The organism is Bacillus sp. GM2, from assembly GCF_056155945.1.
The window spans coordinates 1-14,260 of record NZ_JBRKSZ010000007.1 but is presented as its reverse complement, the minus strand read 5'-3'; the positions used below and the strand labels follow the sequence as shown (position 1 = coordinate 14,260).

The 14,260-nt window shown below is 44.5% G+C and carries 14 protein-coding genes; 8 read left to right on the top strand and 6 right to left on the bottom strand.

Going from position 1 to position 14,260, the window contains the following annotated elements; genetic code table 11:
* Positions 1-8: 8 nt before the first annotated feature.
* The 3 genes from ACVC9U_RS00830 to ACVC9U_RS00820 all read right to left on the bottom strand — a co-directional run bounded on the left by ACVC9U_RS00830 (position 9) and on the right by ACVC9U_RS00820 (position 3,520).
* Entirely contained in the window at positions 9-1,826 is a 1,818-nt protein-coding gene (locus ACVC9U_RS00830; protein ID WP_075751459.1) for a polysaccharide biosynthesis protein, read from the bottom strand.
* A 259-nt stretch (positions 1,827-2,085) separates the two neighbouring features.
* The gene (locus ACVC9U_RS00825; RefSeq protein WP_154495500.1) at positions 2,086-2,778 is read right to left on the bottom strand and encodes a CpsD/CapB family tyrosine-protein kinase; all 693 of its coding nucleotides are present in this window, start codon (positions 2,776-2,778) and stop codon (positions 2,086-2,088) included.
* Positions 2,768-3,520 (bottom strand): YveK family protein, encoded by a 753-nt coding sequence (locus ACVC9U_RS00820; protein WP_075751461.1) that lies wholly within the window; start codon positions 3,518-3,520, stop codon positions 2,768-2,770. The genes ACVC9U_RS00825 and ACVC9U_RS00820 overlap by 11 nt, the downstream gene beginning before the upstream one ends.
* Positions 3,521-3,756: 236 nt before the next feature.
* Here ACVC9U_RS00820 and slrR point away from each other — a divergent pair, with 236 nt between their 5' ends.
* Positions 3,757-4,215: an HTH-type transcriptional regulator SlrR gene (gene slrR, locus ACVC9U_RS00815; RefSeq protein WP_023856335.1), complete on the top strand. Its 459-nt coding sequence runs from the start codon at positions 3,757-3,759 to the stop codon at positions 4,213-4,215.
* Between the two features lie 411 nt (positions 4,216-4,626).
* On the top strand, positions 4,627-5,145 hold the full coding sequence (locus tag ACVC9U_RS00810; protein WP_441391212.1) for an NAD(P)H-dependent oxidoreductase: 519 nt from the start codon (positions 4,627-4,629) through the stop codon (positions 5,143-5,145).
* Between the two features lie 50 nt (positions 5,146-5,195).
* On the opposite strand, the gene ACVC9U_RS00805 is transcribed toward ACVC9U_RS00810, so the two are convergent.
* Positions 5,196-5,528, bottom strand: a complete 333-nt coding sequence (locus tag ACVC9U_RS00805; protein WP_075751462.1) for a winged helix-turn-helix transcriptional regulator — start codon at positions 5,526-5,528, stop codon at positions 5,196-5,198.
* Positions 5,529-5,700: 172 nt separating this feature from the next.
* Between ACVC9U_RS00805 and ACVC9U_RS00800 the strand changes: the two genes are divergently transcribed.
* The 3 genes from ACVC9U_RS00800 (at position 5,701) to ACVC9U_RS00790 (ending at position 10,210) form a co-directional block, all read left to right on the top strand.
* Complete coding sequence (locus tag ACVC9U_RS00800; protein ID WP_075751463.1) at positions 5,701-6,795, top strand: NADH-dependent flavin oxidoreductase; 1,095 nt, start codon at positions 5,701-5,703, stop codon at positions 6,793-6,795.
* A gap of 346 nt (positions 6,796-7,141) precedes the next feature.
* On the top strand, positions 7,142-8,587 hold the full coding sequence (locus ACVC9U_RS00795; RefSeq protein WP_441390032.1) for a glycoside hydrolase family 68 protein: 1,446 nt from the start codon (positions 7,142-7,144) through the stop codon (positions 8,585-8,587).
* Between the two features lie 75 nt (positions 8,588-8,662).
* A complete protein-coding gene (locus ACVC9U_RS00790; protein ID WP_075751465.1) occupies positions 8,663-10,210 on the top strand; it encodes a glycoside hydrolase family 32 protein in 1,548 nt (515 codons plus the stop codon).
* A gap of 65 nt (positions 10,211-10,275) precedes the next feature.
* On the opposite strand, the gene ACVC9U_RS00785 is transcribed toward ACVC9U_RS00790, so the two are convergent.
* On the bottom strand, positions 10,276-10,428 hold the full coding sequence (locus tag ACVC9U_RS00785) for a hypothetical protein (RefSeq protein WP_023856347.1): 153 nt from the start codon (positions 10,426-10,428) through the stop codon (positions 10,276-10,278).
* Between the two features lie 381 nt (positions 10,429-10,809).
* Positions 10,810-11,625: a helix-turn-helix domain-containing protein gene (locus tag ACVC9U_RS00780; protein ID WP_441390031.1), complete on the bottom strand. Its 816-nt coding sequence runs from the start codon at positions 11,623-11,625 to the stop codon at positions 10,810-10,812.
* 159 nt (positions 11,626-11,784) lie between these two features.
* Between ACVC9U_RS00780 and ACVC9U_RS00775 the strand changes: the two genes are divergently transcribed.
* The 3 genes from ACVC9U_RS00775 to ACVC9U_RS00765 all read left to right on the top strand — a co-directional run bounded on the left by ACVC9U_RS00775 (position 11,785) and on the right by ACVC9U_RS00765 (position 13,865).
* Complete coding sequence (locus ACVC9U_RS00775; RefSeq protein WP_016885191.1) at positions 11,785-12,000, top strand: helix-turn-helix domain-containing protein; 216 nt, start codon at positions 11,785-11,787, stop codon at positions 11,998-12,000.
* Between the two features lie 63 nt (positions 12,001-12,063).
* Entirely contained in the window at positions 12,064-13,578 is a 1,515-nt protein-coding gene (locus ACVC9U_RS00770; protein ID WP_441390030.1) for a glycosyltransferase, read from the top strand.
* 20 nt (positions 13,579-13,598) lie between these two features.
* Positions 13,599-13,865 carry a hypothetical protein gene (locus ACVC9U_RS00765; RefSeq protein ID WP_016885193.1) on the top strand — a complete coding sequence of 89 codons (267 nt, stop codon included), beginning with the start codon at positions 13,599-13,601 and terminating at the stop codon, positions 13,863-13,865.
* Positions 13,866-14,260: the final 395 nt, after the last annotated feature.

Below are 14,260 nucleotides of genomic sequence, written 5' to 3'. Positions count from 1 at the left end.
TCTTCCCCCTAGTGCGCTGTCACCAGCTTTTTCTCGTGCTGGCCGATCGCTTGGAACAAGCGTTCTCTCAGCTCGCGGTCTGACAAATACATAAATTCCTCCATGAATGTCTTCAGCACCGTCAACTCGACGTCGACCGCCTTGCCGATATGAATCTTCGGAAAAACCTGCTCTGCCAGCACTTCATTTTGATTCAGCAGCTCTTCGTACATTTTTTCTCCCGGGCGGATGCCTGTAAATTCGATTTTGATCTGGTCTGTCGTATAGCCGGAGAGCTGGATGAGATTTTTGGCGAGATCGACGATTTTGACCGGTTCGCCCATATCGAGCACGAAAATCTGTCTTCCTTTGGCAAGCGCCCCCGCTTGAATAACCAGCCTTGAAGCTTCCGGAATCGTCATGAAGTACCTCGTCATGTCCTGGTGTGTGACAGTGACCGGACCGCCTTTAGCAATTTGTTTTTTGAAAATCGGAATGACGCTTCCCCTGCTGCCGAGAACATTCCCGAAGCGGACGGCGACAAATTTGGTTTTGCTCGTTTTGCCGAGATTCATGATCAGCATTTCTGCGAACCGCTTCGTTGCCCCCATGATATTGGCGGGATTGACCGCTTTGTCTGACGAGATCAGGACAAAAGTTTCCACTCCGGTTTCGTCGGCGGCTTCAGCGACGTTTTTCGTACCGAGGATATTGTTTTTGACAGCTTCTTTCGGGCATTTTTCCATCAGCGGCACATGCTTGTGTGCAGCTGCATGATAAATGACATTCGGTTTGTAGCGTTCCATCAGCAAAAACATTTTCTCTCTGTCCTGTATGTCGGCGATTTCCGGATAATAGGCGACATGCTTTCCGAACTTCTCCTGCAGTTCCAGCAGAATCGAATGAATGCTGTTTTCTCCGTGCCCGACTAAAACAATCGATTTCGGTTTAAATTTGCTGATTTGCCGGCAGATTTCCGAGCCGATTGAACCTCCGGCCCCCGTCACAAGAACGACGCGGTCCTTGACCGTATTGGAGATTTCGCTTGTATCAAGCTGGACAGGCTCCCTTCCGAGCAAATCTTCCGCTTTGACATCGCGAAGCTGGCCGACAGGATGTCTGCCAAGCAAAATTTCGTCTATTTTCGGCATGATTTGCGTTTTGATCCCCGTTTGCGCACACGCCTTGTACATGTCCTGCATCTGAGTGACGCTTAAAGACGGAATGGCGATGATGATCCGGTCAATATTCCACTGCCGGACCGTCTGCATGATCTGCTCTTTTCCGCCTAAAACGGGCAAACCCATGATTTCAAGCCGGTATTTCGTTTTGTCATCATCGATAAATGCGACGGGCTTAATGTTCAATTCCGGCTTTTGCACAAGCTGTTTTGCGATCAAACTGCCAGCAGAGCCCGCTCCAATGATGAGCGCTCTTAGAGATCCTTTGCTTTCTTTGTTCACCTGTTCCCTGATGATGCGCCACATCATCCGCGACCCGCCGATCAAGATCAGCTGGAACAGCCAGCTTAAACATAAAAGGCGAACCGGAACGTTTTGAAAGAAAAACAGTTCGAGGACCGCCGTCACAAGATGGGACAAGGTAATCGATTTAAGCAGCACATATAATTCACCGATGCTTGCGTACTCCCACACTTTTTTGTAAAGGTGGAAGCAATGGGCGAATAAATGCTGAGCGCCAAGCAGTATCAGTGAAGTCATCAGCAGCATTTCCGAAGGGTATAAATCATATGATGGCGAAATCAGCTGATATCCGATAAAGATGGACAGCAAAACCAAGTACGAATCGAGTGCGGTAATAATGGAAAGCCTTCTCCGATATGTCAATTTCCTACCTCCTAATGTATCTTTCTAGCTGATAGGATCTTTTAGGGCAAAATCCCATGAGCTAAAAAGATACGGGCGATTTTCAAATTTAAACCGAGCACGTCAATTAAATAAAAATGGGCATTTAACCCGTCCTCACGCTCCGCCATCGACGACTTGCGTCTAAGGCAGACGGGTAGTCTGCCCACGGTAGAGCCGAGTGCCTCCATCGGTAAAGGCAAGGAGACATCACCTAAAGCGGCGCAGCCGCTTCAAAAGATTACATGGTTGCGTAATTATACTGACGCGCCTTCTTCACTTTCCGCCCGTTCAACACGGCGCCGAGCAGTTCGCTTTTTGAAGAATTCAGCGCGTCCCGCGACTTGATCGCGTTATCAAGCTTTGTTTTTCCGCTGAGGATGACAAGGATGCTTCCATCCACTTGGTTCGCCAATATTTGCGCGTCTGCGACCGGCAAAAGCGGCGGCGAATCAAGGATGACTAAATCGTACTGGTTGTACGCTTCAGCAAGCAGATCCTCCATCGCCTGCGACGACAACAGCTCGGACGGATTCGGAGGAATCGGACCGCTTGTCAGCACATGGAGATTTTCCGCCTGACTTTGCTGCACGACATTTTCCAGCGTCGTTTTTTTCATCAATATATTTGTGACGCCAGAATGGTTATCGAGCTCAAAAATTTTGTGAATCGTCGGCTTTCTTAAATCCGCGTCGATCAGGAGGACCTTTTTTTCCTGTTGCGAAAATACGACCGCCAAGTTTGAAGCCGAGAATGATTTGCCCTCTCCCGGCAGGCCCGATGTGATGAGCAATGATTTAAACGGCTTCTCAAAGGATGAGAACTCAATGTTCGTCCTGATCGTCCGATATTGTTCGACGATCGGCGCATTCGGCTGATGCAATGCGACAAGCGCCGATTGATATTTGCGAGAGCGTTTTTTTCTAATAGCCAAGCGGCTCACTCCTTCCTGCTTTCACGCGGATATTCATATCGGAGTCTCCGCGAAACAGACTTTTTGTATGCTTCATTTGCTCAATACTTCCCAAATAAATAAATCCCGCTTCCTTTTCGACTTGAGACGGCCTTGCAACCGTATCATCGATAAAATCCAAAAAGAACGCCAAAGCGATTCCGGTCATTATTGCGGCGCCGAATGCCAGCAAAATATTCATTTTGTAATTCGGTCTGACAGGAGTCGGCGAATCGACGATGTCGGCTTTTGAAAGGACGGTTATCCGATCGGTGTTCATAATTTGCTTAATCTCTTTTTTGAGAACCGCTGTTAGCGTGTTCGCTATATCGGCTGCCCGTTTCTGATTTTCATCTTGAACCGAAATATTAATAATCTCTGATTCGCTTTCACTGCTCGTTGCGATTTTTTCACCCAACCGGCCGGCAGAGTAAGGTAAATCAAGCTCTCTCTTGACTTGCTCCAAAATCACCGGGTTCTTCAGAAGCGCTTGGAATGTCCGCGTGTATTGAAGGTTGATTTGAATATCGCTGTACGTGGCGCTCCCTTTTTTCTCTCCTACTTGATGTACCAAAATCTGCGTCGATGCCTGATAGACAGGTGTCAGCACATAGAACTGAATGATTCCGGTCGTCAATGTTACACCAATTGTCAAAACGAGAATAAGAACCGTTCTTTTTCGCAAGATTGCAATCAGTTCTCTAAAATCAATATTTTCTTTCATGCTTGACTGCCTCCTCAGGAATGCCGTTTGTTAATGATTGGATTATAAAAGAAAAAATTTGAATTGAAAAATGCTGAATTTAGCTATATAGTTCTTTTTAGAGAACAAATCCGTTCGTTTTCTTTTGTTTTCTGTCGATATCTTAAATTTTTGAATTTTATAAAGAACAAATTATTTCTTATAATGAACAGGAAAGCGTTTTTATATGAATGGCAAGGGGAAGGGGAGGAATCAGTATGATCGGAAGAGTCATCCGAATGTACAGAAAAAGAAAAGGCTACTCCATTAACCAGCTTGCTGATATAGCAGGCGTATCAAAATCATATTTAAGCAAAATTGAACGCGGCGTTCACAGAAATCCGTCAGTCGAATTCCTGAAAAAAATCTCCCGTGCGCTGAAAGTGGAATTAAAGGAATTGTTTGATACCGAAGTGATCCTTTATCGGCGGACCGAGCATGAAGACGAGTGGAGAACCCACCTTGTACAGGCCGTGCAGGCGGGGATGAACCAGGAAGAACTGTTTCAATTCACACACCGCCTCAAGCAGAAAAAGAAAGAACGGACGCTTTATCGAAACAGGGAGCTGACCCAAGCCAATATCGACGAATGGAGAGCCCTTATGCTGGAGGCCAAAGAAATGGGATTAACCGTCAAAGAAGTAGAAGCGTTTTTGATGAGAACAAAAAACCATTAATTCATCCTGCATTCATATTTAATTTTTAGAAGATAACGGGAGCTTTTGACTTGAACCATTCATCCGGATATAGATCCACATTTCCATTTCAACTTGCCTAAAATTCGGAATAATCGCATTAATAGATATCGCCCGATCATGATGATCCATGTCTATAGCTCCGTTTTCACCTGTTTGCCTTATTTTTTCATGGCAGTCTTTAAGAGACTTTTTGCTTATGTTTATATATAAATGAAGAAACTCGGATTTTGACCTTTCGCATCTTCCTCCAAGGCATGCAAATTCTGTGTCTTGTGGCTTATATCAAGACCTTTGTCACGGCCCGATTCCTTGAATGGAGACGGAGCGTTTTTGTTGAATCCAAGCTGGCTGTTCGTTAAGATGAATAAAATGGAAGAAGGAGATGGAATCATGAAAGTATTGGTGCTCGCATTTCATCCGAATATGGAGCAGTCAGTTGTGAACAGAGCATTTGCAGACACATTGAAAGACGCACCCGGCATTACATTCCGCGATCTGAAATATCCTGACGAGGCCATTGATGTGGAAAAAGAACAAAAACTTTGTGAAGAACACGATCGGATCGTCTTCCAGTTTCCGCTTTATTGGTACAGCTCGCCGCCGCTCTTAAAAAAATGGCTGGACCACGTTTTTCTCTACGGCTGGGCATACGGAACAAACGGCACAGCGCTTCACGGCAAAGAATTCATGGTCGCTGTATCGGCGGGCGCTCCCGAAGAAGCCTATCAGGCTGGCGGGTCAAATCACTATACGATCAGCGAACTGTTACGCCCTTTTCAGGCGACAAGCAACTTCATCGGTACTACATACCTTCCGCCGTACGTGTTTTACGGGGCGGGTTCAACCGGCGAAAGCGAGCTCGCCGAAAGCGCGAAAACATATAGAGATCATGTTTTGAAGTCATTTTAAATCGAAAAAACCCGACTCTGAAAAGTCGGGTTTTATTATTTCTTCGGCTATCATTCACGTTCATCCATCCACTTTTCCCCCCACGCGGCCATCTCTTTAAAAATGCTGTGGAACTCTTTACCTTTTTCTGTTAATTCATATTCGACAGTAACAGGAACCGTTGGGAACACCTTCCGGGAAATCATACCGCTTTCTTCAAGATGTCTTAATGTGTCAGTTAATCCTTTCGTGTTGACGTTTCCCAAGTTCCTTCTGAGCTCATTGAATCGCCGCTTGCCCTGAATGAGTTCGGCGAGAACCAAAAATGACCATTTACCAGAGAAAATTTTCAATACACCCTGTATTAAAGAAGAGCATTCTTTATGATCGACAGCTGAATTCATAGCAATTCCTCCATTGCCTCATTCGCCAATTTTGACTTGATCCTACCATATGGACACCGGAGCATTCAAGAGAACGATCTTACGGTTTATTTTTATAAAGCATATATAAAAAAATTGCGTTCTTGTGGAGCCTCACGGTGGTTGCTATGGTTATATCAAAAGGAGGAAAAACATGAAAAAACAATACGATTCTTTATTCACACCCTTTACTTTTAAAAACGGCATCCAATTGAAAAATAGGATCATCATGCCGCCAATGGGGCATTCATCCTCTATGCCGGGAGGATTCATTTCTGACGACGAACTCGTCTATTATGCCGCGCGGGCGACAGATGTCGGGATGGTCATCACATCTGCGACAACCGTACAGCCCGGAACCGGATTTCCCGGCATCCCCGGAGCTGAGAACGATGATCAAATCCCGGGACTAACCCGGCTTGCAGCCACTTTAAAGAAACATGGAGCAAAAGCGATCCTGCAGCTCTTCCATTCCGGAGCCAAAGGTATAGAACGAACAGTCAGCGCCAGCGCTGTCGCTCCGAATCAACCGAATGCACCGGTGCCAAGGGCGCTGTCTGATCAAGAAATTCAAGACCTTATCCATTCTTTCGGCCAGGCGGCGCGAAGAGCGATAGAAGCTGGGTTTGACGGAGTTGAAATTCACGGCGCAAACGGGTTTCTCATCCATCAGTTCTTCTCCCCTTATTACAACCGGCGCAATGACAGCTGGGGCGGCACTTTAGAGAAACGGATGAGATTTCCGCTTCAGATTATAGAAGAAATCAGACGCGTAGCGGAAAGCTGCCATAAACCATCTTTTATCATCGGCTACAAATTTTCGCCCGAAGAGCCGGAAACGCCCGGAATCACAATGGCTGAAACGTTGGCTTTCGTCAATGTACTGCGGGAACAAACATTGGATTACCTGCACGTTTCTCTCATTGATTTCCGGTCCTTGCCGCGCCGTGGTGCAGACAAATCCCGCACGCGGATGGAACTGATCAAAGAAGCGGTCGGGGACCGTCTCCCTCTGATCGGAGCCGGGAAAGTACGCACACCGGAAGATGCCGTTCAAGCGCTGAAAACAGGAGCCGATCTCGTCGGAATCGGCCGGGGTCTTCTGATGGATCCGGAATGGCTTCAAAAAGTTCAAGCCGGAAAAGAGGACGATATTCAAACAACCCTGTCAAGACATGATCAGCAGAAGCTTGCAATTCCGGATGCCTTTTGGGAAAGTATACCGATGTATATTGATTTCAACGATTGACGATACTCCTTATACAGACTATAGATTCATTAAAAAAGGTGTCTTTTAGCTTAAAATTGATGTCGTTTGCAAAAAAATGTATGAGAAAAGAGGAACTTAGACCAGTTGAGTCCCAGAGATGAGTATATTAGAATGATGGTAATTCAATATTGTCGGGATTGTTACTGTTAAGCAGGCAAGACCTAAAATGTGTGAAGGGCGAAGTCTATCTTTTGCCTATATGACCTTGCACATTTTAGGTCTTTTTTCTGTTCTTCAGGACAATGTCGCAGTTAGGAGGGATGATTGGAAACGTTCATGTTGTCAGGAGCAATCTGTTACATATTTAAAAAGGGAGGAAATATTGATGAACATCAAAAACATCGCTAAAAAAGCGTCAGCCTTAACCGTCGCAGCAGCTCTGCTTGCGGGAGGTGCGCCGCAAACCTTTGCAAAAGAAACGCAAGATTACAAGAAGAGCTACGGATTTTCTCATATCACAAGACATGATATGCTGAAAATTCCCGAACAGCAAAAGAGCGAACAATTTAAAGTTCCTCAATTCGATCCGAAAACCATCAAAAACATTCCTTCGGCAAAAGGTTATAACAAAAATGGAGAACTGATCGATTTAGATGTATGGGACAGCTGGCCGCTGCAAAATGCCGACGGAACAGTCGCTACATACCACGGCTACAATCTTGTCTTCGCGTTGGCGGGCGACCCGAAAGACGTCGATGACACATCCATCTACTTGTTCTATCAAAAGAAAGGCGAAACTTCCATCGACAGCTGGAAAAACGCCGGCAGAGTGTTTAAAGACAGCGACAAATTCACTCCTGACGATCCGTACCTTAAGTATCAAACACAAGAATGGTCAGGGTCCGCCACGCTGACAAAAGACGGAAAAGTCCGACTGTTTTACACAGCTTTCTCCGGCATGCAATACGGCAAACAGACGCTGACAACGGCGCAGGTCAATTTCACTCAGCCGGATTCGGACACACTGAAAATTGACGGTGTAGAAGATCATAAATCAGTCTTTGACGGCGCTGACGGCTCAGTGTACCAAAACGTTCAGCAATTCATTGACGAAGGAAACTACAGCTCCGGCGACAACCATACACTGAGAGACCCGCATTATGTGGAAGATCACGGCCGCAAATATCTCGTATTTGAAGCCAATACGGGAACAAAAACCGGCTATCAGGGAGAAGACTCTCTATTCAACAGAGCTTACTACGGAGGCAGCAAGAAATTCTTTAGAGAAGAAAGCAGCAAGCTGCTTCAAGGAGCGAACAAAAAGAACGCTTCATTGGCTAACGGCGCACTCGGCATCATCGAATTAAATAACGATTATACGCTGAAAAAAGTCATGAAGCCTTTGATCGCCTCCAATGCGGTGACTGATGAAATCGAACGGGCCAATCTCTTCAAAATGAACGGAAAATGGTATCTGTTCACAGATTCAAGAGGATCAAAAATGACAATTGACGGCATTGGTGCAAAAGACATTTATATGCTCGGCTATGTATCAGATTCACTAACCGGGCCATTCAAGCCTTTAAACAAATCCGGACTTGTTTTGCACATGGACCTGGATTACAATGACATCACATTTACTTATTCACACTTTGCCGTACCGCAGAAAAAAGGCGACGAAGTCGTCATCACGAGCTACATCACAAACAGAGGAATTTCAAACGAGCATCATGCCACATTTGCACCAAGCTTTTTGCTGAAAGTCAAAGGATCAAAAACATCCGTTGTCAAAAACAGCATTCTTGAACAGGGACAATTAACGGTAAACTAATAAAACGAAAGAAAATGCCGGTGAACATCGGCATTTTCTTTCGTGTGTCATCTTAGAATAAAGCGGGGAATTTTCTTGAAGAAGACAGTATATAAGCGGATTAGCATTTTAACTGTTTGTCTTGGAATCTTCATCATGATATTGGCTTCAGCCCGGGAAACAGAAAAAAAGGGAGAATCCCCGGAAACACCGGAATATCGAGCGGCTTTCCATTTGACAACCCCTGACAAATGGAAAAACGACCCTCAAAAGCCCGTCTATTTCAATGGAGAATATCATTACTACTACCTCTATAACCGGGACTATCCGGACGGCAACGGGACAGAGTGGCGCCACGCGGTGTCAGACGATCTCGTCCACTGGCAGGATCAAGGGGTTGCCATTCCGAAATATACGAATAAAAACGGCGATCCTTGGTCCGGTTCTGTCGTTGTCGACTCACAAAACACAGCCGGCTTCGGCAAAGGGGCGATCGTGGCGATTATGACGCAGCCTTCGGCCAATGACGGGAAGGAAGAACAATTTTTATGGTACAGCAAAAATGGTGGAAAAACATTTAAACCTTACGGTGAAGAGCCGGTCTTGCCTAACCCGGACACCGTCGATTTCAGAGATCCGAAAGTGATCTGGGATGAAGAGGATGATAAATGGGTGATGGCGCTGGCTGAAGGAACGAAAATCGGCTTTTACGAATCACAAAATCTGAAGGAATGGCGTTATACAAGTAGTTTTCAAACAGAAAATATCGGCATCATCGAATGTCCGGATCTGTTCAAGATGCGGGCTGATGACGGAACATATAAATGGGTTCTCGGAGCAAGCGCAAATGGAAAAGGTGCCGGCAAGCCGAATACTTATGCATACTGGACAGGCAGCTTCAACGGCAACGAATTTACGGCGGACGAGGCGGAACCCCAGTGGCTTGATTACGGCTTTGACTGGTATGCGGGCGTGACATTTGAGGACGGCGAAACAAACGATCCGTACGAGAAACGCTATGCTTTGGCGTGGATGAATAACTGGGATTATGCAAACCGGACGCCGACATGGAAAGACGGCTTTAACGGAACCGATTCGATCGTCCGGCAAATTCAGCTTAAACATAAAGGCGGAAATCAATACAGCCTTGCCTCTCATCCAATCGATCAATTGGATGAATTAACCGAATCGACAGATGAGTTTGAGCGCATCGAAGTAAACGGATCAAAAACGCTTCAGATTAAGGCAAATACCTATCAGCTTGAGGCGGATATCTCGTGGGCCGATCTTAAAAACGCGGGATTCAGGCTCAGAGAATCTGCGGATCGAAAACGCCATATCGATGTAGGTATTTCGGCTGAAGGCGGTTATTCTTTTGTGAACAGAGGATTTACGGGACAGCCTGACAGCACCCGCACCTATTTGGAAAGCAAAGCACCGTTTGATCCGGAAAAAAAGCGGGTGCATTTCACAATCATCGTAGATCAAAACACTGTCGAAGCGTTTATTGATGACGGCGAAACGACGCACTCAAACCTTGCATTTCCCGACCTGAATGATACAGGTATCACGCTCTTTACCGAAAATGGAACGGCCGTCTTTGAAAATCTAAAGATCAAACATATGCGTTCAATCCATGATTAAACAACAACGGGCGGCCAAACGGCCGCCCTTTTTTTGTAAAAGCGTAAAAAAGCGAGCCTTCCAGCTCACTTTCCGTTTCGTTTCGGCACAACAGCAGACAACAAAATCCCCGCCCCGAGGCCGATCAAAAGCCCCGGCGCCGGATGGTCGAATAATATCCCGATGCCTAATCCAATCAACAGTCCTGATGGTATAAAATAATTGTGTTTTTTGTCCATTTAACCCCGCCCCTTCGTCTAGTCATCACGAGTGACCCCAATTGATATATGCTTCCGGGGAGTCAAATACGACTAAAAGTTCAAAAAAAAACAAGGGCGGCTAATGCCAAATCCTTGTCTTGAAAACGCGCTCGGAGGGATTCGAACCCCCGGCAGACGTGGTACCGGAAACCTATTTCGAAATTCAGTTCGTCCTTACTTACGAAAGCCTTACGCACACTTATTTTCGATAACGGTCCGACATTTTAAGGACGCGAAATCGAATGTATTTTGTGCGATTATACAACGATACTGAACGGCATGTCAACGTCTTTTCTACGGATCTTAAAGTTGTTTGATTATCCGAATTTCGGTCGTCACAATTTGTGACGAGCAAATCTACTACGCTTGGAGGAACGTTTCGAACTCCGCCAATAGCCCAACGTTTTTAACACGATTTTCACGGGCTTTTACCGTCCATGCGGCCTGTCGGAAGCTAGCGTATAGGTAGTCGTCAAAGCGTCTAATTTTCTGCTGTTTTCGTTTGAGAATCGCTGCATGCCACGCTTCAACGAATGGTTGCGGATGTTCTTCGAGTACTAGCGTTGGATCTACGCATGCTTTAGCCCGCAATAAGATGCCGTAGTATTTATAAATTTCGTCTGCTTCGAAGTAGCGCGCCATTGCGGAGTAGATTTCGCTTGGTAACGCATTTTTAAGACCGCAGGCCAGCACCGTATCTATTACGTGATTTTTTGAAAGATTAATAGAATGCGATGGTTCATTCGTAATTTTAGGCGCTTCATCCGTTGGCTCCGTTGGTGTTTCGGCATCCTCACGCGTGGTCATTGTCGACTGGTCATCTTCGGACAGTTGCGTGTCCTCGACTCTTCTTCCGACCGGGAGAATGACGATGATATTGGCGCCGTGTCCGCCGTTTATTTTCCGTGTTGTCGCGACCTTTTGGATGATCGAAAGTGATGCGAGTTTGTTGACGGCACGACGCGCAGTCTTGACGGACTTACCGATCAGGTCCGCGAGTGTTTCCGCTTTAAGATGCGCTGCCCCGGCGAACTTGACCGCATAGCGAGCGATCGTCTTCAGCGTCAGCCGGTCCGTGTCGTTTAGTTCGTATGTATTGCGCTTGATATGTTCGTAGACAGCAGCGTTGAGTTCGGCCGTCGAGTCGAACGTTTGGTGTTCCGCTAAGTAATGCATAATGATTCCGCCTTTACGTATCAGTTGTTAATACGTATTTTACGTTTATGCGTAATACTAGTCAACGATTATTTTCGTTTTTGCGTAAATTTCTTTTTTACGTATTTACGAAAACACTTTCGTGCATTATAATTAAATAAAACGATTGGAGGCAGAACGATGAGACGAGTAGTTCTACGAATCGATAAGCTAATGGATCGCTACGGACTAAATCAGGGTGAATTCGCCGAAAAGGTCGGGATCAGACCAGCCGCAATTTCGCAACTTTCTCGAAACCATGTTGTCCGCGTTTCAATCGACCACTTAGAACGAATTGTAAATACGTTTGAGATTGATGATGTTCGGGAAATTATCGAAATAGAAAAGGACAGGTAAACAGTAACACTTGCATTCGAATTTAATGTATACTAATAGTAATAAATTACTAAGGAGAATTTCATGAATCATAATTTTATACTTATTGATTTCTTAGACGAAGTTAGATCCGGAATGGCTCTCGCAACCGAAAGACGTGCTAATATGGTTGCTACAGAGCGGGGAGAAGTCTCGTTTCTAACTCTTAATTTTCAAAATAACCACGAACACATTATCTCTAGAATGAAAGAAAGAGGGAGACTCGCGGAGAATATCGAGGTATACAATTTTCACGAGCACTTCTACAACTTACCTGAGCGAATCTCTAATAAGGATAAATCTCCTGAGCTTGGGTTGGTCGAGGATGGGCTTTCTCACTATATAGATGAACGCCCTAATACAAATGGCTACAGGTACTATGATAAGGACGGGAACTATGTAAAGTACAAACTATTCGACGAAGAAATGAGACTTAAGTTCATTGATTATCGTGACCTTAATCTCCAACGTACCCATAGAGTTGAGTATGATCTTAACGGCAGAAAGAGACGTGAGATTAGATACAACCTTCAGAACAACAAACCTGCGTTTGAAAAATATTATGATATTAATGAAGAATGTTATTTATCTGTTTGGGTAAATTCTTCAGGGAAGAGAACGAAGTGTGTTATTCACGCTGGAATTAACAAAGCATTTAATCATATAACTGATGCGCACGTCTATTGGGTTGAGTCTGTTCTAAAAGATTACACGAATCCGTTTTTAATGCTTGATGAATTGGGATTACTAGATGTTTTCCGTAAGGTGAGCAACGATTGTTATAAAATCGTAACCTTGCATAATACGCATCTTGATAAGCCACACGTTAAAGGATCTCCATATAGGCGCGTGTATAAAGAGATATTTGATCACAGGGATGAATTCGATGCGATTGTTTTCTTAACTGAAGAACAAAAAAGGGATGTCGAGGAAGACTACGGTAAGGATAAACGATTTGTTGTAGTTCCTCATGCGGTCACATTGGACAAAGATGAAATACTAGATGAATCAATTGAGCGAAATCCTAAATCAGCCATAACACTAGCTCGCTTGGAGGACAGCAAAAATATCGCGGACGGAATTCGAGCTTTCCGTATTGTAGTCGATACTATTAAAGAAGCCGAGTATCACATCTTTGGTTATGGAAAAGAGAAAGAAAATTTACAAGCGTTAATAAAGGAGTTGAAACTCGAAAACAATGTTTATATTCACGGGTTCACCCATAACGTTAATAGAGAAATCCAAAAACATGGATTGTCTATTATGACGTCCCGTTTTGAAGGCTTTTGTCTAGTGATCATGGAGAGTCTAGCCAACCAAACGCCAGTAGTTAGTTACCGGACGAAGTACGGACCGGAAACACTTATCAGAGACGGAAAAGACGGATACCTAACAGAATACAATAACTACGAAGAAGTTGCGGAAAAAGTAATTGAATTAATGTTGGACAGCATGAAACAGAAAAAGTTCGCGAAAAATTCATTGGATGTGTACAAGCGGTTTAGTTATGCTCGTTATAAGAAGAATTGGTTAGGCCTGTTTAAACAACTTTCGAAGTAACAACGCGAGGAGAGAATAAAATGTCTATTATTAAACAAAAATACAGTGATGTAATCGTAGTTCCGTCTGGTAGCGAATTAGTTTCTCTACAAAGCGAGAGAGACGAACTATACCTTTATTTCAACACCACAGAAAATCATAGCTCTGATGTCTATAACATTAAATTATATGGTGAAACAGAGAAAGAAAGCGTTCTTGGGTCACCTTCGTATAAAGGAAGTATTCTGCATAAGGATGAAATGGTGTATGTAGCAGCCGATAAAATCGGCGAAAATGAGATATATTAAAGAAAGAAAAAAACTCTACCGGATAAGGGTAGAGTTTTTATTTATCCTTTATCCAGTCTATCGATATGTTTTGTTTACATTTTCGACAGCTTGCGTTATGTTTTCCGTATAGAATAATATTCTTTTTGAATCCGCAACGAGGGCATTCGAACTGCTCACTGCCCGTAAATGCTCCGACTAAGAAGAGGAGTCCGATGCCGCCTAAACCTATTCCTGGCAGTATACCGATAATAGTAACGAACAATATTATGCTGATCAACAACAAGAACAATCCAATTAGGCCTGAAAGAACGCGAGGAATTATACGCCCAACCGACATCCGCCTCTTCAGTACTTCTACACGTACGAAATCCATTCGATCAACCTCCGTTATTTATATTATAGCTGATTTATGT